General features: G+C 41.6%; 22 protein-coding genes. 4 read left to right on the top strand and 18 right to left on the bottom strand.

All coding sequences use genetic code 11. The annotated features are described in order from the left end of the window. Nucleotides 1–17: 17 nt before the first annotated feature. The 5 genes from parC to parE all read right to left on the bottom strand — a co-directional run bounded on the left by parC (nucleotide 18) and on the right by parE (nucleotide 7,838). Entirely contained in the window at nucleotides 18–2,498 is a 2,481-nt protein-coding gene (gene parC / locus SOR_RS04040; protein WP_013670203.1) for a DNA topoisomerase IV subunit A, read from the bottom strand. 720 nt (nucleotides 2,499–3,218) lie between these two features. Continuing rightward, nucleotides 3,219–4,067 carry an aminoglycoside 6-adenylyltransferase gene (locus tag SOR_RS04030; RefSeq protein WP_000794839.1) on the bottom strand — a complete coding sequence of 283 codons (849 nt, stop codon included), beginning with the start codon at nucleotides 4,065–4,067 and terminating at the stop codon, nucleotides 3,219–3,221. 777 nt (nucleotides 4,068–4,844) lie between these two features. Then, nucleotides 4,845–5,387 carry a hypothetical protein gene (locus SOR_RS04020; protein WP_232501614.1) on the bottom strand — a complete coding sequence of 181 codons (543 nt, stop codon included), beginning with the start codon at nucleotides 5,385–5,387 and terminating at the stop codon, nucleotides 4,845–4,847. 18 nt (nucleotides 5,388–5,405) lie between these two features. Further along, nucleotides 5,406–5,882, bottom strand: a complete 477-nt coding sequence (locus SOR_RS09950) for a hypothetical protein (RefSeq protein ID WP_000378452.1) — start codon at nucleotides 5,880–5,882, stop codon at nucleotides 5,406–5,408. 12 nt (nucleotides 5,883–5,894) lie between these two features. Continuing rightward, nucleotides 5,895–7,838 carry a DNA topoisomerase IV subunit B gene (parE, locus tag SOR_RS04010; RefSeq protein WP_000037299.1) on the bottom strand — a complete coding sequence of 648 codons (1,944 nt, stop codon included), beginning with the start codon at nucleotides 7,836–7,838 and terminating at the stop codon, nucleotides 5,895–5,897. 135 nt (nucleotides 7,839–7,973) lie between these two features. On the opposite strand from parE, the gene plsY reads away from it, so the two are divergent. After that, the gene (gene plsY, locus SOR_RS04005; RefSeq protein ID WP_013670200.1) at nucleotides 7,974–8,615 is read left to right on the top strand and encodes a glycerol-3-phosphate 1-O-acyltransferase PlsY; all 642 of its coding nucleotides are present in this window, start codon (nucleotides 7,974–7,976) and stop codon (nucleotides 8,613–8,615) included. 33 nt (nucleotides 8,616–8,648) lie between these two features. On the opposite strand, the gene SOR_RS04000 is transcribed toward plsY, so the two are convergent. The 9 genes from SOR_RS04000 to SOR_RS03960 form a co-directional block, all read right to left on the bottom strand. Further along, nucleotides 8,649–9,605 carry an ABC transporter permease gene (locus tag SOR_RS04000; protein WP_000029133.1) on the bottom strand — a complete coding sequence of 319 codons (957 nt, stop codon included), beginning with the start codon at nucleotides 9,603–9,605 and terminating at the stop codon, nucleotides 8,649–8,651. A gap of 2 nt (nucleotides 9,606–9,607) precedes the next feature. Continuing rightward, a complete protein-coding gene (locus SOR_RS03995) occupies nucleotides 9,608–10,666 on the bottom strand; it encodes an ABC transporter permease (RefSeq protein WP_000038682.1) in 1,059 nt (352 codons plus the stop codon). Continuing rightward, complete coding sequence (locus tag SOR_RS03990; protein WP_000929840.1) at nucleotides 10,659–12,194, bottom strand: ABC transporter ATP-binding protein; 1,536 nt, start codon at nucleotides 12,192–12,194, stop codon at nucleotides 10,659–10,661. Before SOR_RS03990 ends, SOR_RS03995 begins: the two co-directional genes overlap by 8 nt. 136 nt (nucleotides 12,195–12,330) lie before the next feature. Beyond that, entirely contained in the window at nucleotides 12,331–13,386 is a 1,056-nt protein-coding gene (locus tag SOR_RS03985; protein WP_001036156.1) for a BMP family lipoprotein, read from the bottom strand. 90 nt (nucleotides 13,387–13,476) lie between these two features. After that, a complete protein-coding gene (locus SOR_RS03980) occupies nucleotides 13,477–13,866 on the bottom strand; it encodes a cytidine deaminase (protein ID WP_000246104.1) in 390 nt (129 codons plus the stop codon). Further along, nucleotides 13,853–14,515 carry a deoxyribose-phosphate aldolase gene (deoC, locus tag SOR_RS03975; protein ID WP_000773704.1) on the bottom strand — a complete coding sequence of 221 codons (663 nt, stop codon included), beginning with the start codon at nucleotides 14,513–14,515 and terminating at the stop codon, nucleotides 13,853–13,855. The genes SOR_RS03980 and deoC overlap by 14 nt, the downstream gene beginning before the upstream one ends. Before the next feature lie 19 nt (nucleotides 14,516–14,534). Then, nucleotides 14,535–15,812, bottom strand: a complete 1,278-nt coding sequence (locus SOR_RS03970; RefSeq protein ID WP_001202927.1) for a pyrimidine-nucleoside phosphorylase — start codon at nucleotides 15,810–15,812, stop codon at nucleotides 14,535–14,537. Then, nucleotides 15,809–16,399, bottom strand: coding sequence for a class I SAM-dependent methyltransferase (locus SOR_RS03965; RefSeq protein ID WP_013670199.1), 591 nt, complete (start codon nucleotides 16,397–16,399; stop codon nucleotides 15,809–15,811). Before SOR_RS03965 ends, SOR_RS03970 begins: the two co-directional genes overlap by 4 nt. Before the next feature lie 202 nt (nucleotides 16,400–16,601). After that, the gene (locus SOR_RS03960; protein ID WP_000698668.1) at nucleotides 16,602–17,006 is read right to left on the bottom strand and encodes a hypothetical protein; all 405 of its coding nucleotides are present in this window, start codon (nucleotides 17,004–17,006) and stop codon (nucleotides 16,602–16,604) included. Between the two features lie 201 nt (nucleotides 17,007–17,207). Here SOR_RS03960 and coaA point away from each other — a divergent pair, with 201 nt between their 5' ends. From coaA to SOR_RS03945, 3 genes are all read left to right on the top strand, one after another. Next, the gene (gene coaA / locus SOR_RS03955; protein WP_000180519.1) at nucleotides 17,208–18,128 is read left to right on the top strand and encodes a type I pantothenate kinase; all 921 of its coding nucleotides are present in this window, start codon (nucleotides 17,208–17,210) and stop codon (nucleotides 18,126–18,128) included. A 67-nt stretch (nucleotides 18,129–18,195) separates the two neighbouring features. Further along, nucleotides 18,196–18,432, top strand: a complete 237-nt coding sequence (gene rpsT / locus SOR_RS03950; protein WP_001274000.1) for a 30S ribosomal protein S20 — start codon at nucleotides 18,196–18,198, stop codon at nucleotides 18,430–18,432. Nucleotides 18,433–18,484: 52 nt separating this feature from the next. Beyond that, nucleotides 18,485–19,018: a DNA topology modulation protein gene (locus SOR_RS03945; protein WP_000401465.1), complete on the top strand. Its 534-nt coding sequence runs from the start codon at nucleotides 18,485–18,487 to the stop codon at nucleotides 19,016–19,018. A gap of 16 nt (nucleotides 19,019–19,034) precedes the next feature. Here SOR_RS03945 and metG read toward each other — a convergent pair whose 3' ends face one another. From metG to SOR_RS03925, 4 genes are all read right to left on the bottom strand, one after another. Continuing rightward, complete coding sequence (gene metG, locus SOR_RS03940; protein ID WP_001291355.1) at nucleotides 19,035–21,032, bottom strand: methionine--tRNA ligase; 1,998 nt, start codon at nucleotides 21,030–21,032, stop codon at nucleotides 19,035–19,037. A 136-nt stretch (nucleotides 21,033–21,168) separates the two neighbouring features. Continuing rightward, nucleotides 21,169–22,428 (bottom strand): ABC transporter permease, encoded by a 1,260-nt coding sequence (locus tag SOR_RS03935; protein WP_001180394.1) that lies wholly within the window; start codon nucleotides 22,426–22,428, stop codon nucleotides 21,169–21,171. A 1-nt stretch (nucleotide 22,429) separates the two neighbouring features. After that, entirely contained in the window at nucleotides 22,430–23,128 is a 699-nt protein-coding gene (locus SOR_RS03930; RefSeq protein ID WP_000733798.1) for an ABC transporter ATP-binding protein, read from the bottom strand. Then, on the bottom strand, nucleotides 23,112–24,299 hold the full coding sequence (locus SOR_RS03925; protein ID WP_000823296.1) for an efflux RND transporter periplasmic adaptor subunit: 1,188 nt from the start codon (nucleotides 24,297–24,299) through the stop codon (nucleotides 23,112–23,114). Before SOR_RS03925 ends, SOR_RS03930 begins: the two co-directional genes overlap by 17 nt. Nucleotides 24,300–24,470: the final 171 nt, after the last annotated feature.

The following is a 24,470-nucleotide window of genomic DNA, read 5'->3' as shown; positions in this document are numbered from 1 at the left end:
CCTCTGGACTGATTTTTTTATGAATTCGCTTTATCCTCTTTAAAGACTTCTTTGAGGTAAGCATCGAAAACTTCTTCATCTGAAATGGTGTCTGAAATAAAGCTTCCATTGCTAGTACGTTCTGACAAGTTGAGGTCTTGCAATCGACTCTCATAGATTGTTCCCTTGTTCGATTGGACAAGGAGCGTTTGATCGTTTTCTTCCATTTCTGTACTAAAAAGATCACCAACGAAACCTTGCTCTGCAACTGCTCCAGCCAAGAAGACTCGGTGCGGTTTGTTTTTCAACTCACGCAAGACTTGTAGGCCTCGTTTGGCACGGCTGGTTGCTGGAATTTCGTCGATAGAAACACGTTTTAAACTACCGCGTTGGGTCAAGAGGTAGAAGGATGAGGTGTTACAGATAAAGGCAGCCTGAAGTGCATCATCTGCTTTCAGGTTCATAGCCTTGACACCCGCAGCCTTGGCACTAACAACCGGAACCTCTTCGATATTAAAACGAAGGGCATAACCATTTTGACTAATCAAGAGAACATCATCCAGTTTGATTGGTGCTACTGCTACAATCTGGTCTGTCTCGTCTTTGAGCTTAGCATACTTAACAGACTTCGACTTGTAGGTCCGCCATGGAGAGAATTCTTTGCGTTCTACGCGTTTGATTTGACCAAGGCGAGTTGCTGCAAAGTAGGTTGTCGCATCATCAAACTGATCCACGACTTCTGCATAAAGGATTTCTTCGTTAGTTTCAAAGTTGGTAATGGTTTGGCTCAAGTGCTCACCGATATCCTTCCAACGAATATCTGCCAATTCGTGGATTGGTCGATAGATGACATTCCCAAGAGTCGTGAACATCAAGAGATGCTGGGTTGTCTTGGCAGATTGAACAAAGATCAAACGATCATCATCACGCTTGCCAATTTCTTCCAGAGTGGATGCTGCAAAGGAACGTGGACTGGTACGCTTGATATAACCTGCCTTAGTCACGCTGACATAGGTATCTTCCTCGGCAATCAAACTAGCTGTGTCAATCTCGATTGCTTTCGCAGTATCTTCCAAAGTACTCAAACGTGGTGTCGCAAATTTCTTCTTGACCTCACGAAGTTCTTTCTTCATGAGATTGTACATAGTCCGTTCATCACTAATGATAGCCGCAAGCATGGCAATCTTTTCACGAAGTTCTGCTTCTTCTTCCTGCAAGACAACCACGTCTGTATTGGTCAAACGGTAAAGTTGCAAGGTCACGATAGCTTCAGCCTGCTCTTCTGTAAACTCATAGCTGACCTTGAGGTTTTCCTTGGCGTCAGCTTTGTTCTCAGAAGCACGGATAAGGGCAATGACTTCATCCAAAATCGAAATCACGCGAATTAAACCTTCAACGATGTGAAGACGTTTCTCAGCCTTTTCCTTGTCAAAGCGTGAACGCGCCAAAATCACTTCACGACGGTGGGCGATATAGCTAGACAGGATTGGGACAATCCCAACCTGACGAGGTGTGAAATTGTCAATCGCCACCATGTTAAAGTTGTAGTTGATTTGCAGGTCGGTGTATTTGAAGAGATAGTTAAGAACGAGCTCGGTATTAGCATCTTTCTTAAGTTCAATAGCGATACGAAGACCGTCACGGTCAGACTCATCACGAACCTCAGCGATCCCTGCCACCTTGTTATTGACACGAACATCGTCGATTTTCTTGACCAGATTGGCCTTATTGATTTCATAAGGAATTTCAGTGATAACGATTTGTTCCTTACCACCTTTTAGCTTTTCAATCTCCGTCTTAGAGCGAACGGCCACGCGCCCTTTCCCAGTTTCATAGGCCTTTTTGATTTCGTCACGGCCTTGGATAATCCCTCCAGTCGGGAAATCTGGTCCAGGCAAGAATTCCATCAGCTTATCCACCTTGGCAGTTGGGTGGTCAATCATGTAGACTGTCGCATCGATAACTTCGGCCAAATTATGTGGTGGAATGTCCGTAGCATATCCAGCTGAAATCCCAGTCGAACCATTGACCAAAAGGTTGGGAAAGGCTGCTGGTAAGACAGTTGGTTCTTTCTCGGTATCGTCAAAGTTCCACGCAAAAGGAACGGTCTTTTTCTCGATGTCCTGAAGGAGATAACCTGCAATCTCAGACAAACGTGCCTCTGTATAACGCATAGCCGCCGGCGGATCTCCGTCCATAGAACCGTTGTTACCGTGCATTTCAACTAGAATCTCACGATTTTTCCAGTCCTGAGACATACGGACCATGGCATCATAGATGGAACTGTCACCGTGTGGGTGGAAATTCCCCATGATATTCCCGACAGACTTGGCAGACTTACGGTAGCTCTTGTCAAAAGTATTGCCATCCTTATTCATCGAATAAAGAATGCGACGCTGAACCGGCTTCAAACCATCCCGAATGTCTGGCAAAGCCCGGTCTTGAATAATATACTTGGAGTAGCGACCAAAGCGCTCTCCCATGATGTCCTCAAGGGACATGTTTTGAATGTTACTCATATAAGATACAAAGCCCGTAAAATGCAAAGTGAAAATAAGAAATTATTACAGTGAGCGATGCTCACAAGAGAATTTATCTTTTTCGCACAGCATTTAAGGCGTGTTCAACTCCTTTCAAAGAATATAGAGTAGGTTTTACATTAAAATTGGTACTTGAGAAAAATATTCTTAGATACTATTTAAGTCATTCACAACACTTATTTAGATTAAGCAAAAACAACTATTTCCTATGGATTATTCTTTCTTCTTTGAAGTGTGTATAAATATTGACAAGGTAAATAAGAAACTATAGCAGTTGATATCAGCAAGATATTAAACATAAACTTTTGCCCTCGAAATAGCTCCTCCCAATGCATTGTATTAAGATAATGAAAAATTAAACCAAATAAATAACAGATACTGATAGGGAAGACTCTCCACTTGATTGATTTGTATAAATAATATAAGCGTATTGAGTGATAGAGCGTGGAAGAAATAAGCATAGGTAAACAAAAAGAAATTAGAAAGAAAGAAAATCTTAAAGCATCATCAAAAAGCTCTGTGCGATCTATGGAAAACAACCAAATATTACACATCGTTATAATAATCGGGAAAAATAAGCCATACACCCTTTTATGTAACTTATTTCTTTTGATAGCTAGAAATATAGAGGACACCAATACTAAAATTTGTACTCCTGGGAATCCCATAAAAAATGTAGCAAATACATAATCTAACATACTAGTTCAACCTTTCCTTAGCATACTCAATCATCTTCTCAGCTACTTCCATATCATAGTCAAATCCCATCTTGTGAGCAAGGAATTGAGCCTCTTGGTGGAAAAGTTCCATGGTAGCAAACAAAGACTGGGTGATTTTATCTAAACTTGAGAAATCAAGCAGATTTGAGAATTGTTTCTCTTTCTCAGCAGGTAAATAGTTAAAGAGATACTTGTAGTTCTTACCGATATCAACTGTTCCCCTATCACTTACTACCTGCCAAGCTAAGACTTTTAGTAACTCTTGCTGACAGATACCATAGAGATGGTCGGTCGCATAGATAACTTGCTTGCGACAGATTCCCTTGACCACATAGGCTGACACCCACCAAAATTCATTACAAGCTTTTTCAAAATCAATCGCACTAGCTGGGCTTGTCCAAAAACGTTGAGGACTCGGGGAATAAGGTTCAAATAATCCCTTCTCATCTTCTAAAACGGTGAACCCAGCCTCACTATCCACCCATTCTTGGATATGATCTTTGGGGCAGAGGGTCAAATCAATCCTATTGCCATCTTCAAAGAGCATGAGATAGAGGCGACGGTGACCAAGCAAGACATGCTGCTCGATAATACGTTTGCCAAACTGGTCCAACCAAGAAAGTTCACTCGTCAGATTATCTAAGTCGTCCACGACATAGACCACGTCGTAATCCTGAAACTCGTCTTTGGGTGCTTTTTTATCAGTTTGTGAACCGGACATGGCGACAGCCTCAACTTGTAAAGTTTTAGCTGTTTGTAAAATCAATCTCAGCATTTGCTCTTGACTTCTATATTTTCTGCGCATATCTTTTATAGAGTTATTTTTCATAACTATCTAGCTCCTCTTGTTTTTGGATGCCTCGTATTCTTTTCTTCTCAAGTTCTCCTACAATGAATTGGATAGTTGAGCAAATCCCTAAAAAAATAAAAATATAACAAATAGATATTATGTTACTTCTTTGGTGTTTTACTATCATTTCCCATAGAACAAATATATTTACCAATGAAAGGAGAAAAATGAAGGTGGCATTCAATCGAAGTACTATAGCAAATTTGCTCTTAAAATGCCTACAATGGATTACGCTCTTATATAGAGTATAAAATGAATAAACAATCATCAAGGGGGCGAAATAGTCATGATAAAACAAAATAAATTTTAACCCAATAAATCTTAACCCATAGTAATAGTTACCTTCCACTGGTATATTTGATAGACAGACACCAATAGTTAAAATGGACAGTAAAAACAGGGATATTGAACGAGCATACTCTTTTCTCCCCAAGTTGGAGATTAAATTACTTATAATTCCAAAAATTACTATGACAACAACGAAAATAGAAATTATAGATTCACTACTCATTACTGAACCTCCATTAGTTCTACATATTATTTACACAACAAATGTGACAATCATTTTTACTTGAACGATGCAACTTTCCTGTATGGTAAAAACATTATCCCTCAAGTAGTATAAAACGTCCCCTAAAGAAACAGGCCTGAGTGATATTTTCCGTTAGATTATTCACGAAGAGTTACTCGTAGTTCAAACCAGTGTCAACTTTTAAAGTTTTAACTGTTCCTAAAATCAGGTCAAGTATTTCCTGGTCAGTTCTCATGTAGTTCATCCTCATCTGAAACATGGTTAGTAAAAGGAGCATCTTCTTTCTTTTGTTGTTGTAGTTTTCGAACTCTTTTTCTTTCAAGCATCCAAAGTAGGAATTGAATTCCTGAAAAAAGGCCTTGCAAGAAAATAAGTATATAGATTTCTTTAATCCCTCTAAATAATACTAAAACATTTACAATTGAGAGTAGAAATATAAGTGCAACGTTAGATATTAAGATTCGTGCAAACTTACTAGGGAAATACTTGACGTGCTTGATACTCTTATAAAGACTAGTAATCGCATACGTTATGCACAGAGGTGCATGAGTATATAAAGAAAATACCCGTACAAATACTCCTAAGTAGGGTTCATCTAAAAATGGATTGAACACTACAAACATTCCTATATTACAAGCCATAAATACTAGGGAACTTAAGGAGCTTGAATATTCTATTTTCTCTTTATTGGAGATTGCATCAAGAATTATCCCAGCAATAACAATAATTTCGAGAAAGAAAAATATCATTATTAAATAACTGTTCACTATTCACTCCCCCTTTGCTTACTGATTTCGTATAGTGTAATGGAGGTAGAGAGGAGGAAGATAGGAAACAAGAATCATCAAAATCATTACCAAGAATGTCAACAGATGGATCTGAACTAAATTTACCACATACCATCCCAGAATACCCACAGATAGGGGACCTAAAATATAGGATAGGAAAATCAAAAAAGCCTTCCACCGTTTTTCCGGATAGACATAACACAATCGAATAAGTGTGTAGACTAAGGCTCCTGCTATCAAAGGAAAACCAATAAACAGCATAATAGCAGTCGCTACTAAAGCACTGGATTCTGAGGGATTCATATTGAATAAAAGCATCAAGATCATAAATAAAGTAAATACAATCGGTGCATATAATCCTTGGAAACTTTTTTTTCGACTATTGATGTAGAATGCAAGAATAGCCGAGGGTAAAGAAACTAAGAAAATCAAACCCAAATAACTTCCAAAAATCGAATGTCCTGAACTATCCATTAATCATACTCCTTAAAACACTGTCGCTTCTTCCAGCGTAAACTTGACATTGTCTTCAATCCACTTGCGGCGTGGTTCAACCTTGTCTCCCATGAGGACATTGACACGGCGTTCAGCGCTTGCTAGGTCTTCGATGGTGACACGGATGAGGGTACGGGTTTCAGGATTCATAGTCGTCTCCCAGAGTTGGTCCGCATTCATCTCACCAAGACCTTTGTAGCGTTGGAGAGTGGCTCCTTTGCCAAATTGCTTGCGGAGTTCTTCTAGTTCTCCGTCTGTCCAAGCATAAGCCACTTCTTCCTTCTTGCCTTTCCCTTTGGACATCTTGTAAAGAGGCGGAAGGGCGATATAGACATGTCCTGCCTCGACTAGTGGACGCATGTAGCGATAAAAGAAGGTTAAGAGGAGGGTTTGAATATGGGCACCATCGGTGTCCGCATCGGTCATGATAATGATCTTGTCATAGTTGGCATCTTCAATAGAGAAGTCTGCTCCGACACCCGCTCCGATGGTATAAATCATGGTATTGATTTCTTCATTTTTGAGGATATCTGCCATCTTGGCCTTGGCTGTATTAATCACCTTACCACGAAGGGGCAAGATAGCCTGGAACTTGCGGTCACGACCTTGCTTGGCAGAGCCACCGGCAGAATCACCTTCGACCAGATAGAGTTCATTCTTGGCAGGGTTTTTAGACTGGGCTGGGGTTAATTTTCCAGAAAGCAAGCCCTTGTCTTTTTTATTTTTCTTACCATTACGGCTCTCATCACGTGCCTTACGTGCTGCTTCACGAGCGTCACGAGCCTTGATAGCCTTGCGGATGAGATTGGAAGCTAGTTCTCCATTTTCCATGAGGAAGAAAGTTAATTTTTCTGCGACAATGCTATCCACAATCGGACGAGCTAGTGGACTTCCAAGTTTGTCCTTGGTCTGTCCTTCAAACTGGAGGTGTTCTTCAGGTACTAAGATAGAAAGAACGGCCGCTAGTCCCTCACGATAGTCTGAACCTTCAAGATTTTTATCTTTTTCCTTGAGGAGCCCAGTCTTACGCGCGTAGTCGTTCATGACCTTAGTAATGGCTGACTTGAGTCCTGTCTCATGCGTCCCCCCATCCTTGGTACGTACGTTATTGACAAAGGATAGAATATTATCTGAAAATCCATCATTGTACTGGAGGGCTACTTCCACTTGGAAACCATTGTCTTCCCCTTCAAAGTATAGGACTGGCGTCAAGGTTTCCTTGTCTTCATTGAGATAAGAAACAAAGTCCTGCACTCCATTTTCATAGTGAAACTCGATCGCTTCTTCTGTTCGCTTATCTGTCAAAGACAAGGTCACATTTTTCAAGAGAAAGGCTGACTCATTAAGGCGTTCTGAAATGGTATTGTACTTGAAGTCTGTCGTAGAAAAGATACTGGCATCTGGCATGAAGGTCACCTTGGTACCTGTCTTCGACTTAGCTGCTGTCCCAACCTTTTGAAGAGTTGTTACTGGTTTCCCACCATTTTCAAAACGTTGCTTATAGACTGTTCCATCACGGGTGATTTCAACTTCCAGCCAACTTGATAGGGCATTAACGACTGAAGATCCCACCCCGTGGAGACCACCAGATGTCTTATAGCCGCCTTGACCGAATTTTCCTCCAGCGTGGAGAATGGTAAAGATAACCTCAACAGTTGGAATTCCCATGGCGTGCATCCCAGTTGGCATCCCACGACCATGGTCTTGAACCGTTAAACTGCCGTCTTTATTAATGGTCACATCAATACGGTCACCAAATCCAGACAAGGCCTCATCGACTGCATTGTCCACAATTTCCCAGACTAGGTGATGGAGACCGGCACCGTCAGTTGATCCGATATACATCCCCGGACGTTTACGGACTGCATCCAACCCTTCTAGCACCTGAATGGCGTCATCATTGTAGTTATTAATATTGATTTCCTTTTTTGACACAAGGAACCTCCTATTTGTTCATCTTTACTATTTTACAGGTTTTCTAGGGATTTTGCAAAGTTTTTCCCATTCAGCTGTCACAATTTCACAGGATATTCTCTGACTTTCTATACCATTTCATGGTATAATAGTTCTATGATGACATTTGTATTATTAATTTTAGCTTATCTGCTAGGTTCGATTCCGTCTGGTCTTTGGATTGGACAAATCTTTTTTCAAACAAATCTGCGTGAACATGGTTCTGGAAACACCGGAACAACCAATACTTTCCGTATTTTGGGTAAGAAAGCGGGTATGGCAACCTTTGTGATTGACTTCTTTAAAGGGACTTTGGCCACTCTACTTCCTATTCTTTTCCACCAACAAGGTGTATCACCTCTTGTCTTTGGACTTTTAGCCGTAATTGGACATACCTTTCCTATCTTTGCAGGATTTAAAGGGGGCAAGGCTGTCGCAACCAGTGCTGGGGTTGTTTTCGGATTTGCGCCTGTCTTCTGTCTCTATCTAGCGATTGTATTTTTTGGAACCCTCTATCTAGGCAGTATGATTTCACTGTCTAGCGTTACTGCTTCTATCGCGGCCGTTATCGGAGTTCTCCTATTTCCACTATTTGGTTTTATCCTAAACAGCTATGACCCTCTCTTCATTTTGATTATCCTAGCACTTGCTAGCTTGATTATCATTCGTCACAAGGATAATATCACACGCATCAAAAACAAAACTGAAAATCTCGTTCCTTGGGGATTGAACCTAACCCATCAAAATCCTAAAAAATAAAACGCCAGTTTGAACTGACGTTTTTTTGTATGCTTATTTTGACTTGATGTAGTTGATACCGTCTGCCTTAGGCGCAACTGCTTTTCCAAAGAAGGCTGCCAAGACCAGGATGGTCAAGACATAAGGCGCGATTTGAAGGTAAACCGCTGGCACTCCTTGTAGGAAAGGTAATTGAGAACCGATAACTGCCAAACTTTGTGAAAGTCCAAAGAAAAGACTAGAAAGCATAGCACCGATTGGGTTCCATTTACCAAAGATCATTGCAGCAAGGGCAATAAATCCAGGACCGACAATAGTTGTCACTGAGAAGTTGACAGAAATTGATTGAGCATAAATCGCTCCCCCAATTCCCCCAAGGAAACCTGAAATAATAACCCCTAAATATCTCATCATGTAGACATTGATCCCCAAGGTATCCGCTGCTTGAGGGTGTTCACCGACAGAGCGAAGGCGAAGACCAAAGCGTGTCTTAAAGAGAATAAACCAAGCAAGGAAAGAGAAGGCAATAGCGATATAACCTAGTAGACTAGTAGACTTGAAGAAGATATCTCCAATCACTGGGATATCAGCCAAAACCGGGAAATCAAAACGTCCAAAAGTCTGGCTTAAGTTATCCGTTTGCCCTTTGTTATAAAGAACTTTAACCAAGAAAACCGCTAGGGCAGGAGCCATCAAGTTCAATACTGTACCACTGACAACATGGTCTGCACGGAAATGAACCGTTGCGACTGCATGGATGAGGGAGAAAATAGCTCCCACGATACCAGCAACTAACAAGGAAATCCAAGGAGTCGCTGCTCCAAGTTGTTCTGCAAACTCAAGGTTAAAGACAACCCCAGAAAAGGCTCCCATAACCATAATTCCTTCAAGACCGACGTTAACGACACCACCTCGTTCAGAGAAAACTCCTCCGATACTCGTAAAAATAAGTGGTGCTGAGTATATCAGCATAGAAGAGACCAAGAGGGTGAGTAATGTTGTAATAGACATCTTTACTTACCTCCTTTAACTTGTTTTTTAGGTTTGACAAAGCGTTCGATAATGTAGTGAACGCTGACAAAGAAGATAATAGACGCTGTTACAATGCTAACAAGCTCAGACGGAACTTGCGCTGCGTTCATACCTGGTGCTCCTACTTGCAAAACTCCAAATAAGAAGGCTGCAAAGAGAATTCCAATTGGTGAATTTCCAGCAAGCAAACTAACTGCCATCCCGTTAAATCCGATAGCTAATGATGATCCCTGAACGTAAACGTTTTGGAAAGTTCCAAGACCTTCGACAGCACCACCAAGACCAGCCAAAGCACCAGAGATAATCATTGATAGGATGATTGTACGTTTTGCTGAAATACCAGCGTACTCTGAAGCATGGGGATTGAGACCAACTGCGCGAATTTCAAAACCGAGAGTCGTTTTCTTGAGCAAGAACCAAATCACACAAACAGCAATGATTGCAAAGAAGATTCCGATATTCATACGAGAATTTCCAGTCAACTCTGATAACCATGGTGTCTGGTATGTAGCATTGGCACTAACACGAATCGTTGAGTCTGTACTTTGCATAATATCTTTAGGAAAGGCATGAATAAAGGCATTTCCCACATACAATACAATGTAGTTCATCATGATGGTCACGATAACCTCTGACGTACCGAGATAGGCTCTGAGGATACCTGGAATCGCACCAACAATTCCACCTGCGATCAAAGCAATGATTACTGTTAATGGAATCAAAACGAGACGAGGCATATCTGGATTTGACAAGGCAAACCAACCACTGAGAATCCAGCCTGCCAAAGCCTGACCAGGAAGCCCGACGTTAAAGAAACCTGCACGACTGGCAACTGCGAAACCTAGACCTATCAAGACAAGAGGACCCATGGCACGGAAAATTTCTCCAATCCCACGGAGGCTACCAAAAGCTGTATAGAACAACTCCTCATAGCCCCAGATAGCATCATATCCGAAGATCCACATGACAATGGCTCCGAGCAAGATTCCTAAGAATACGGAAATCAAGGGAACCGAAATTTGTTGTAATTTTTTAGACATCACTCTTCTCCTTTCCCAAGTTTCCACCTGCCATCAAGACACCAAGTTCTTGTTTGTTAGTTGTTTCTGGCGATACAATACCTTGAATCTTACCATCGTGAATAACAGCAATTCGGTCTGAGACATTTAAAATCTCATCCAATTCAAAGCTGACAACAAGGACAGCCTTCCCGTTATCACGTTCTTCAATCAAACGTTTGTGGATATATTCAATGGCACCGACATCCAAACCACGAGTTGGCTGGCTGACGATAAGGAGATCAGGATCACGATCAATCTCACGAGCGATAATCGCTTTTTGTTGATTCCCTCCTGAGAGTGCAGCTGCAGGGACAAATTCACTGGCAGCACGAACGTCAAATTCTTCCATCAATTTCTTAGCATGTGAAGTGATATTGGCATAGTTCAAGATACCATTCTTGCTGAGTGGTTCTTTGTAGTAGGTTTGAAGAGCGATATTTTCTGAAATCATCATCTCCAAAATCAAGCCATCACGGTGACGATCCTCAGGAACGTGTCCCACGCTTAGTTCTGTAATTTGTCGAGGATGCATCCCCACGATTGATTTGCCTTTTAATTCAACGCTACCTGACTCAACCTTACGAAGACCAGTAATGGCTTGAATGAGTTCAGATTGACCATTGCCATCAATCCCTGCAATACCGACGATTTCACCAGCACGAACATCCAAAGAAAGATTTTTTACTGCTGGTACACCGCGGTTTTCATTGACAACCAAGTCTTTGATAGACAAGACCACTTCTTTGGGTTGTGGTGCCTGTTTTTCCGTTTTAAAGGAGACTGAGCGTCCAACCATCATTTCTGCCAAGTCCGCATTTGTTGCTCCTGCGATTTCAACCGTCTGGATTGATTTCCCTCGACGGATAACCGTCACTCGATTCGATACCGCACGAATCTCATCCAGTTTATGGGTAATCAAAATGATGGACTTCCCTTCTTTGACAAGGTTTTTCATGATTGCCATCAACTCATCAATCTCTGAAGGAGTCAATACGGCTGTAGGTTCATCAAAGATAAGGATATCAGCACCACGATAGAGCGTTTTCAAGATCTCTACACGTTGTTGGGCACCAACAGAAATATCCGCTACCTTAGCAGCTGGATCCACTGCCAAACCATAACGTTCAGAAAGAGCCTTGATTTCTTTAGTAGCACCAGCTATATCCAGAACACCATTTTTAGTGATTTCACTCCCTAAAATGATATTCTCAGCTACTGTAAAAGCCTCAACCAACATAAAATGTTGGTGAACCATCCCAATTCCAAGACCAGCGGCTTTAGATGGTGAATCTAGTTTTACAACTTGACCATTCACCACAATTTCACCACTCGTTGGCTCAAGAAGTCCTGCCAGCATATTCATCAGAGTGGATTTACCCGCTCCATTTTCTCCTAAAAGTGCATGGATTTCACCTTTTCGCAGTTGCAAGTTGACTTTGTCGTTTGCTACAAATTCACCAAACACCTTGGTAATATCCCGCATCTCAATGACATTTTCGTGTGCCATATGCTCTTCCTTTCAGAGGTTTATTTTATTTCAATAAAACCTGCTAATCACATTAACAAGCTCTATTGAGACAAAAATTGCCTCAATTCTTAAAGAAGCGACCAATGGCCGCTTCCTAAGAAATGACTTTTATCCATTATTTTTCAGGAACTTTAATGCTTCCGTCAAGGATTTTAGCTTTTGCATCTTCAACAGCTTTTTTACCTTCTTCTGAAAGGTTTGTTACTGCTAGCTCAACCCCTTTATCTTTCAATGAGTAAACAATCACTTGTCCACCAGGGAATTCACCTTTTTCTGTTTTGTTGGCAATATCTTTTACAGTTGTACCAACTTGTTTCAATGTAGATACAAGAACGAAGTTAGATTCTTTACCATCTTTAGAAGTGTATTTACCTTCTGCTGCTTGGTCACGGTCTACACCGATAACCCAAACTTTTTCGTCTTCGTTTTTGTTTTCATTCAATGATTTTGCTTCAGCAAAGACACCAGCACCTGTACCACCAGCTGCTTGGTAGACGACGTCTGCACCGGCAGCGTATTGAGCTGCTGCAATTGTTTTACCTTTGGCAGCATCACCAAATGAACCAGCGTAGTCAACTTGGACTTTGATAGATGGGTCTACTGACTCAACACCAGCTTTGAATCCAGCTGCAAAACGTGAAATAACTTCAGATTCGATACCACCTACAAAACCAACTTGTTTTGTTTTCGTAGTTTTCGCTGCTGCAACACCAGCAAGGTAAGCTGCTTCGTTATCCGCAAATCTTACGCTCGCAACATTCTTTTGACCTTCAATCACATCATCAATCAAGACATAGTTCAAGTCAGAGTGGTCTTTTGCTGCTTCCTCAACTGCATTGTGAAGGGCAAAACCAACACCGAAGATCAGGTTGTAACTTCCAGCCGCTTGTTGCAAGTTGTTAGCATAGTCTGCTTCGCTTGTTGATTGGAAGTAAGTATAACCTTTATCTTTAGAAAGATTGTGTTCTTTACCCCAGTCTTGCAAACCTTCCCAAGCTGATTGGTTAAATGATTTATCATCAACACCACCAGTATCTGTTACGATCGCTGCTTTGGTCTTCACTTCTGATGAAGATGAAGCTGCGTTACGAGAAGAGCGGTTACCACATGCAGCAAGTCCAACTGCTGCTACTGCAACTAGACCAAGGCCTAGCCATTGTTTCTTGTTCATTACTGAACCTCCTAAATAAGATGTGCAACGATGTTGCAAGTATGGATTATTTGGTCACACAGACCACAGCCACTTCAAGAGTGGCCCAGACTAATTTAAGTCTGTAAATGAGTATGGAAGTAACTCCCCGACCGTCATCTCGACCGTCGATTTATCTTTAGCGACTAAGGTCACTTTTAGATCTTGTTCAAAAAATTCAACCATGACCTGGCGGCAAGCACCACATGGCGAGATGGGTTTTTCAGTTTGTCCGTAGACAATCAATTCTGAAAATTCCCGTTTCCCCTCAGAGACTGCCTTGAAGATAGCTGTACGTTCCCCACAGTTAGTCAAGGGATAACTAGCATTCTCGATGTTCACACCTGTATAAATACTACCATCCTTGGCTACTAAAACAGCTCCGATAGGAAAGTGAGAATAGGGCACGTAGGCATTCTTGCTGGTTTCAATTGCTAGTTCAATTAACTCAGTAGTCGCCATCAGCCAATTCTCCTTTTAAGATTGCTACACCAGCGGATGTTCCAATACGAGTAGCACCTGCCTCCACAAAGGCAAGAGCGTCTGCGTAAGAACGCGCTCCACCAGCTGCCTTAACTCCCATATCCGGCCCGACTGTTTTACGCATTAACTTAACATCCTCAATAGTGGCACCACCAGTTGAAAATCCAGTTGATGTTTTGACAAAGTCAGCGCCTGCTTTCTGGGATAATTGGCAGGCCACAACCTTTTCATCGTCTGTCAACAAGCAAGCTTCGATAATGACTTTCACCAACTTGTCACCACTTGCTTCTACGACAGCACGGATGTCCGATTCAACTAAATCCAGATTGCCTGATTTGAGGGCACCAACATTGATAACCATATCAATCTCATCTGCACCGTTTTGGACAGCTTCTTTTGTTTCAAAAGCTTTCACAGCTGAAGTTGTTGCTCCCAAAGGAAAACCTACTACTGTACAAACTTTTACATCTGAGCCTTCAAGCCCTGTTTTCGCATGATTCACCCATGTGGGATTGACACAAACGCTGGCAAAGTCATACTCACGCGCTTCAGATAGCAAACGATCAATTTGTTCTTGGCTTGCATCTTGCTTTAAAAGCGTATGATCAATATATTTATTTAACTTCATATTCGGATTCTCCCTGGTTTTATGAGATAATTTCTATAATTTCTCGTAAACTTTGCACTCCATCATTTATTTTAACATATTTTTGAAATTCTGTAACTAGTTCAGAAGAAATTTTTCCATTTGTATAAACTTTTGCAACAATTTCACCCTTTTGAACGGAGTCTCCAACTTTCTTTTCAAAAACAATCCCTGTTTCATAGTCCAAGTCATCAGACTTGATTGCACGACCAGCTCCTAGTCTCATGGCATAGAGTCCAAATTCCATTGCAGGAAGAGCTGAAATAACACCTGTATCTTGAGCTGGAATTTCCACCACATGGGCAACTTTGACTGGACGATAAAGATCTTCTAAATCACCGCCTTGTGCTGCTACCATTTCTTCAAACTTAGCCAGTGCTTGGTCATTTTCCAGGTGTTGACGGATTTCCTCGATCGTTTTCTCAACATCAGCCAACCCAAGCATAATCTGCGCCAATTCACAGATAAAGTGGGTAATATCCTGACGGCCTTTCCCTTGTAAAATCTCCAATGCCTCAAGGATTTCAAGACGATTGCCAATGGCTCTTCCCAAGGGCTGACTCATATCGGTAATGACTGCTACCGTCTTTCGACCAACTGCCTTACCAAGATCCACCATGGTTTGAGCCAATTCGCGCGCCTCATCAACAGTCTTCATGAAGGCACCCTCACCGACCGTTACATCTAGCAAAATGGCATCCGCTCCTGCAGCAATTTTCTTGCTCATCACCGAACTCGCAATCAAAGGGATCGTGTCGACAGTTGCTGTCACATCACGGAGGGCATAGAGAAGTTTATCTGCTTTAACCAGCTGATCGGACTGCCCAATGACAGATACACCAATATCCTGTACCTGACGAATGAAATCCTCTTGACTTCTCTCGACTTGATAGCCCTTAATGGACTCCAATTTATCAATTGTCCCACCAGTATGGCCGAGACCACGACCACTCATTTTAGCAACAGGCACACCGAAACTCGCAACAAGGGGAGCCAAGATTAAGGTCACTTTATCACCTACACCACCAGTCGAATGCTTATCAACTTTAACCCCATCAATGGCTGACAAGTCAAACTCCTGACCTGTCTTGACCATATTCATCGTTAGATCAGAAATCTCACGTGTGGTCATTCCTTTAAAATAAACAGCCATAGCAAAAGCAGACATCTGATAGTCTGGAACAGTTCCAGCCACATAGCCTTCTACCAACCATTTTATTTCAGCTGCAGTCAGTTCTTGACCATCTCGTTTCTTTTGGATTAAATCAACTGCTCTCATTCTTTCACACTTCTAAGGATATAGTATCCCTTATCTTTCTTTACGATTTCACAATTTCCAAAAACGTCTTCCATCTTACTTTTAGCACTTGGAGCTCCTTGTTTTTTCTGAATGACGATGGTTAAATCTCCTCTGTCTTTCAAGAAATCTCTGCTCTTTTCAATAATCTCATGAACAACCTGTTTGCCCGCTCGAATGGGCGGATTGGAAATAACATGGTCAAACTTCCCTTCAACTTGTTCATAGATATTGGATTGGAAAATCGTTGCTTCTACTTTATTACGTTCAGCATTTTGTCGCGCTAGATCCAAGGCACGATTATTGATATCGACCATAGTTGCCTGAGCTCCATAAGCCTTGGCTAACGACAAACCCAATGGCCCATAACCGCAACCCACATCAAGGACCGTCTCTCCTTCATTGACCTCTAGACACTTGAGCAAGAGCTGACTCCCAAAGTCAACCATTTTCTTGCTAAAAACACCCGCATCCGTCAAAAAGGTCATGTTTTCTCCCAACAACTCCACTCTCAACTCATGAATGTCGTGAGCAGCGTCAGGATTTTCTGCATAATACATTTTACTCATAAAACTATTTTACCATAATTTGGCTTGAATTGTAAATCGTTTACAAAGTGATGATAAAATGAAAAAGACTGAAGAATCCTAGTCAAAAAACCTTTTCTTCAATCTCTTTCAATTATTAGAAATACATTACAATCTATCAGGAACTACAAATTATCATAGTCAGGAAAAAACAGTTCGTCTGTAATCAGGCACATTTTTATTACTATTTCTTAACCTTAAAATACTTTATTATCAACAAGATTCCCAATATGATGTTTAGATATAAACCCAACTGATAAGTTTGTGTCAAGATTTCCAAGCTTGTCCAAAGTCGTATCAAATCTTCTAGTGACATACGGAATAGATATCCTTCTGTAGCAATCCACAAAATCAAAAATAGATAACTACCAGCAGCAAGCCATTTCGTCCACTGCTTTTTTACTAGCCAAGCAATCAAGAGTGAACAGATAAAGATAACTGTTACAAGGAGATGATCCATTAAGAAGGTAAAACCGTAATAGGTTTCTACAAAGCGTCTACCATTATCCGCATTCGCACCCCTTATAAAAGGTAAGGCAAAACTTAAAATAAAACAGAGTTCCAATAAGTAACATCTCAAGATTTTCATTACATACCTCCTATAAGTTGTGAACCAAAAAGCCCACTTTCAATAACTGATAACTCTTCAGAAACCATTCCCTATCTCATCATTAAATTATTCAACCTCCATCTACCTCTATTATACGATATTGACTTACTACCATCAAGAAACCGCTTTATCTTTTTAGCTTTTTATGGTATGATAAACAAAATATCTAGGGGAAAACAAATGACCAACGAATTTTTACATTTTGAAAAAATCAGTCGCCAGACTTGGCAATCATTGCATCGCAAAACAACCCCTCCCTTGACAGAGGAAGAGTTAGAATCCATCAAGAGTTTCAATGACCAGATTAGTCTGCAGGACGTAACAGACGTCTATCTTCCCCTTGTCCATCTTATCCATATTTACAAGCGCACTAAGGATGATTTGGCATTTTCAAAAGGAATTTTTCTTCAACGCGAAAGTAAATCTCAGCCTTTTATCATTGGGGTTTCTGGAAGCGTTGCTGTGGGGAAATCGACTACTAGTCGCTTGATTCAGATTCTACTATCACGCACTCTCCCAGATGCTACTGTAGAATTGGTGACAACTGACGGTTTTCTCTATCCCAATCAAACCTTGATAGACCAAGATATCTTAAATCGCAAAGGTTTTCCTGAAAGTTATGATATGGAAACCTTGCTGAATTTTCTTGACCGCCTAAAGAATGGGCAAGATGTCGATATTCCTGTCTATTCTCATGAAGTGTATGACATTGTTCCTGGAGAGAAGCAACGTGTCAAAGCTGCTGATTTTGTCATTGTCGAGGGCATCAATGTCTTTCAAAACCCTCAAAATGAGCGCCTTTACATCACTGATTTCTTTGATTTCTCCATCTATGTGGATGCTGCTGTTGAGGACATTGAAAGCTGGTATCTGGATCGTTTCTTAAAGCTGCTCAGCTTTGCCCAAAATGATCCCAACAGCTACTACCACCGCTTTACGCAAATGCCGATTGGAGAAGTTGAAGCCTTTGCACATCAGGTTTGGACCAGTATTAATCTCACAAATCTACAAAACTATATCGAACCGACAAGGAATCGCGCCGAGGTCATTCTCCACAAGACTAAAAACCACGAAATCGATGAAATTTACCTAAAAAAATAATTTCCCCTTGTCAAAACCTAAGTTTTCATATATAATGGTATAGTTAGTAAATATGGAGGTAAGAACATTGGCAAACATTAAATCAGCTATCAAACGCGCTGAATTGAACGTTAAACAAAACGAAAAAAACTCAGCTCAAAAATCAGCTATGCGTACTGCTATCAAAGCTTTCGAAGCAAACCCTTCTGAAGAACTTTTCCGTGCTGCTAGCTCAGCTATCGACAAAGCAGAAACTAAAGGTTTGATTCATAAAAACAAAGCAAGCCGCGATAAAGCTCGTCTTTCAGCTAAACTTGCTAAATAAGAAACAGTCCATAGAGGCTGTTTTTTTGTCCTCTAATCAGAAAAGGTAGAAAATGGAAATAGCAATCATAGGATATTCTGGAGCCGGCAAGTCAACTCTAGCTGAAACGTTATCAAACTACTACTCTATCCCCAAACTGCATATGGACACACTCCAATTTCAACCTGGTTGGCAAGACAGTGACCGCGAATGGATGCTGGGCGAGATGAAAAACTTTCTCACAAAGAATGAATCTTGGGTCATTGATGGGAATTATTCTTGGTGCTATTACGAAGAAAGAATGCAGGAAGCTGACCAAATCATCTTTCTCAATTTTTCACCATTGACCTGTCTCTTTCGAGCCTTTAAACGGTATCTCACATACCGAGGCAAGGTCAGAGAAAGTATGGCTGCAGGTTGTCCTGAACGCTTTGACTGGGAATTTATCCGATGGATTCTCTGGGATGGGCGGACAAAGCATGCTAAAGAACGTTATCAACGGGTTCAACAAACCTATCCAGAGAAAGTAATTGTCCTCAGGTCGCAAAAGGAGATGGACCAGTTCTTAGAAAATCTTGCAAATAACAAGAAAAACCAACGTGCATAACGTTGGTTTTTTGCTTTTACCCAATCACACTTCCGTTTGGTACAGCTGGATCAACTGTGAGAAGGGTTAATTGTCCATCATGTTCAGCTGAGAGAATCATCCCTTGGCTGACATATTTTTTCATCATCTTGCGTGGTTTGAGGTTGGCAACGATTTGGACTTTCTTACCGACCAATTCTTGTTCGTTTGGATAGTATTTGGCAATTCCTGAGAGGATTTGACGATCTTCACCATCACCAGCATCTAGGCGGAATTGGAGCAACTTATCAGAACCTTCCACTTTAGAAACTTCTTTGACCTCTGCGACACGGATCTCGACCTTATCAAAGTCTTCAAACTTGATTTCATCCTTGTTGAGTTTGAGCTCAACTTCATCTGGATTCCATTCTTTTTCGACGGCTGGTTTGTTGCTTTCCATTTGTTCCTTGATATAGGCAATCTCTTCTTCCATGTCGAGGCGTGGGAAGATTGGTGTTCCTTTGGCAACAACAGTCACATCTGCAGGGAAATCTGCCAAGCTCAAGTTTTCTAGGCTAGAAACTTCTGCTAGACCAAGTTGTGCCAATACAGCGCGACTAGTTCCCATCATAAATGGCTCAATCATGTGAGCTACGACACGAAGGCTGGCTGCCAAGTGGCTCATGACACTTGCCAATTGGTCACGAAGGGCTTCATCCTTAGCCAAGACCCATGGAGCTGTCTCATCGATGTATTTGTTAGTGCGAGAGATAAGAGTCCATACTGCTTCTAGGGCACGCGGGTAGTCAACTGCTTCCATGTGTGTATGGTAGTCAGAGATAGATTGCTCTGCTACTTGTGCAAGAGCATTGTCAAAGTCTGTCACACCTTCTACGTAGGCAGGGATTTGCCCATCAAAGTACTTGTTAATCATGGAAACTGTACGGTTGAGGAGGTTTCCGAGGTCATTTGCCAATTCATAGTTGATACGGCCTACATAGTCTTCAGGAGTGAAGGTTCCGTCTGAACCGACTGGAAGGCTACGCATGAGGTAGTAACGAAGTGGATCCAGTCCATAACGTTCTACTAGCATTTCAGGGTAAACGACATTCCCTTTAGACTTAGACATCTTGCCGTCTTTCATGACGAACCAACCGTGGGCAATCAAGCGGTCAGGCAATTTCATATCCAACATCATGAGAAGGATTGGCCAGTAGATAGAGTGGAAACGAAGAATGTCTTTTCCGACCATGTGGAAGACTGTTCCGTTCCAGAACTTGTCAAAGTTAGCATGATCCTCTTGACCGTAACCAAGAGCAGTCGCATAGTTAAGAAGGGCATCAATCCAAACGTAGACAACGTGTTTGGGATTTGATGGGACTGGCACACCCCAGGTAAAGGTTGTACGAGAAACCGCTAAGTCTTCCAAACCTGGCTCAATAAAGTTACGCAACATTTCATTGAGGCGACCATCAGGAGTGATAAAATCAGGATGTGATTTGAAAAATTCAACCAAGCGATTTTGGTATTTGCTGAGGCGAAGGAAGTAAGACTCTTCTGAAACCCATTCAACCTCGTGACCTGATGGAGCAATACCGCCCGTTACATTTCCAGCTTCATCACGGAAAACTTCCGCAAGCTGGCTTTCTGTAAAGAATTCCTCATCTGAAACTGAATACCAGCCAGAGTATTCGCCCAAGTAGATATCATCTTGAGCAAGCAAGCGTTCAAAGACCTGTGCTACAACTTTTTCATGGTAATCATCAGTTGTACGGATGAACTTATCGTATGAGATATCGAGTAATTTCCAGAGTTCTTTGACTCCAACCGCCATCCCATCAACATAAGCTTGAGGTGTGATGCCAGCTTCTTCCGCTTTTTGCTGGATTTTTTGACCATGCTCATCAAGACCTGTCAGATAAAAGACATCGTAGCCCATGAGGCGTTTGTAGCGAGCTAGGACATCACAAGCGATGGTTGTGTAGGCAGAACCGATATGAAGTTTACCAGACGGATAGTAAATCGGTGTTGTAATATAAAAATTCTTTTCAGACATAATTTTTCCTTTCCAGGCTAATGAAACCTGTTTTTCTAACACTTCATTATATCATATTTTTAGTGATTTTCGATAGGAAATTCCATACAAAAACAAGATAGACAAGTGTCCATCTTGTTTTTTTCTGTTCTATATCTTATTCATAACGAAGGGCTTCAATCGGATCAAGCTTAGAGGCTTTATTGGCTGGCAAGACTCCGAAGATCATCCCAACACTGGCTGACACAGCCAGGCTAAAGAGAGCAATTGGGAGGGACACCCCAACTTCGATACCTGCAATCATGTTTTGAAGCAATACTCCGGCTAACATGGTCATTCCAGCAGCAATCCCAAGACCGATGACACCACCTAACAAGGTCAAGATCATGGACTCAATCAAAAACTGAACTAAGATATTAGCCCGTGTGGCTCCAAGAGCCTTCCGCAGACCAATCTCACGCGTACGTTCTGTCACCGAGACCAGCATGATATTCATGACACCTGTTCCTCCAACAAAGAGTGAAATCCCTGCAATGGCACTGATAACAGTGGTCATAAAACCAAATAGTTGTTGTACCTCTTGGAAGGCGGCAGTTGCATCCGCAACTTGGTACTCCCCTTGCTGAAGACCTGCAATCTCAGTCAATTTTCGAGCCAACTCTGGACCCAAGGTCTGTGTTAGACTAGTATCATTGACACGAAAGACGATGTTCGAGATTTCATCAGTATTAAAATTAGCTGCGAGAGAGATATTGGTCGTAATTGGAAGACCACCAATCCCAAAGGCTTTAGCAGTTTTAGCTTCATTGCTTGTATAAACGCCAATCACACGGTAACTAAATTCATTGACAGAGATGACTTGATTAACCGCAGCTTCTGGACTATCAAACAAACTCTTGGCTAATTCTTCATCCAACAAAATCACACTGGCAAATTCCTTGTAGTCTTGCGGTCTTAGACTTCTACCCGCAACGATTTCATTTTCAACTGCGTTCATGTAGGTGCTATTTCCGCCTGTCAGAGTCGCTCGTTCAACTTTCTTATCCTTATAAGATAGGGTGACGTTGGTCGAGTTGGTGACATAGTAACTGTCTACTCCTTTGAGTTTGGCAGCTTCCTTGACCCAGGATTCTAGTGGTTTTGGTGGTTCAACATGAACATCCTCTTCTTTCCCACTGACTGTCAAAGCGGATTGTTTCTGCGTAAAGGAGCCGTCCTTGCTTTTGATAGGAGAGAAAAAGACATGGATATCCTTCTGTGATTTGGTCATGTTTTTATTGACCTGACGAGACATGGAGTCTCCCAGAGCCATGATGACAACGACAGACGAAACTCCGATGATAATCCCAATCATGGTGAGGAAGGAACGCATCTTGTGAGCCATGATGGATGAAAAGGCAAATTTCAGATTCTGCATCTTAGTTTTCCTCCTTTTCTAGGGCACTGTCTGATGAGATAACACCATCACGAATGACAATTTGGCGTGTGGCATAGGCAGCAATTTCAGGCTCATGCGTGACCATGATAATGGTCTTCCCTTCCTTGTTTAACTCCACCAACAGTTGCATGATTTGATTTCCTGTCTTGGTATCCAAGGCTCCTGTGGGTTCGTCTGCTAGGATGATAGAGGGATTATTTACCAAGGCACGGGCAATCGCTACACGTTGCTTTTGACCACCTGATAACTCTGAAGGTAAGTGATGACTACGCTCCGTTAGCTCAACCTTTTCCAGAAATTCCTCAGCCAATTTTCGACGTTTTGAAGCCGAAACTCCAGCGTAAATCAAGGGCAATTCAACGTTTTGAAGCGCATTAAGCTTGGACAAGAGAAAGAACTGCTGAAAGACAAAGCCGATTTGCTGGTTGCGGACCTTGGCCAGTTGTTTCTCTCCAAGGCCTGCAACTTCTTGCCCTTCAAGGTAGTACTCTCCACTGGTTGGTGTATCCAACATTCCGATGGTATTCATCAAAGTGGACTTACCAGAACCGGACGGTCCCATAATGGCGACAAACTCACCTTCTTGAACTTCTAGATTGATATTTTTAAGGACCTGCAGTTCTTGGTCACCATTTCGATAACTCCTGCAGATATTTTTGAGACTAATTAGTTTCTTCATCAGCCTTCACCTCTTTTCCTTCTTCCAAGGAAGATGTTGGATTACTGATGACCTTGGCTCCGTCTGTCAAACCTGAAGTAATTTCTTGGTTGTCTGCGTCCGCATTCCCCAAAGTAACTTCTACCTTCTTCGCTTTTTTCTGGTCGTCAACGAGCCAGACATAGTTTTTGTCATTTTCGGTAACAACACTTGTTAAAGGAACAAGGATGGCCTTACTCTTGTTTTTGACTTCCACACTGACTGAGAAGCCTTGTTTTAACTCACCGATATCGCTAGTCACATCAACAGTATAAGGGTACTTAGATCCAGTATTTCCTCCAAGGGCTGCATTTGCTGCTTCTCCGTTGTTTTTAGGATAATCAGAAATATAGCTAATTTTTCCTGTCCAGCTCTTATCTTGGTAAACCTTCGAAGTAAAGGTAACTTCTTGCCCAACAGAAAGATTAGCAAGGTTGTATTCAGACAACTCCCCTTTGACCTGCAAGTTTTCATTACTTACGACATGTACTACCACTTGGCTATTACCTGTTGGCGATTTGGAAACATTACGATTGACTTCAACTACAGTCCCTTCTAGTGTACTGAGGACAGTTGCAGCATCTAGCTGAGCTTGAGCCTTGTTGAGCTGAGCCACAGCATCTGCACGGTTATCCTTGGCATCACTGATTTGAGAATCAATAGAAGATACTGAAGAAGTCGCTGCTTGCGCTTGTTCTGGGAGTCCAGCTTCTGTTGGAACCTGTGGAGAAGCTGGTGCAGCTGATGCATTTTCACGAGCTTTGTTTAACTCCTCGATATGACGGTCTGCCTTTGCAACTGCACGTTCTGCTGCATCATAGGCAGCTTGAGCATCTGCACTGCTGTATTTGACCAAAGCTTGCCCTTCTTCGACCTTGTCCCCAACCGAAACAAGAATTTCATCTAAATCTCCCTTACTAGCATCAAAATAAACGTATTGTTCATTTTTTGCTGTAACCGTACCTGACAAGAGAACCGATGAAGCAACGGAACCTTCCTTAGCAGTAACGATATGAGAGGTTTCCTCCTTGACTGCTGACTGGGAAGGTTGTCTAAAAATCAAAATTCCCGCAGCACCGATAACAATAGCACTGGCAATACCAATCGCTGTGTATAATTGCCATTTTTTTGTCCTTTTTATTTTTCTTTTCATTTTCAAGCTCCTTTATATTTTTGCCTTACAAAAACCATTATATCAGAAACACCAAGCTCAAACAATAACAGTTCAGATGGAACAAATGATAATTCAGGATCATTATTTCGTTCGGTATTCGTTTATTGGGTTATTGTTCTAGATATATAATACAATATCTTTTTGAATTTG

Source organism: Streptococcus oralis Uo5, from assembly GCF_000253155.1.
In the GTDB taxonomy this organism is placed as follows: Bacteria; Bacillota; Bacilli; order Lactobacillales; family Streptococcaceae; genus Streptococcus; species Streptococcus oralis_L.
Note: the sequence above shows the minus strand (reverse complement) of the source record. Positions and strands in the feature narration are given on the sequence as shown.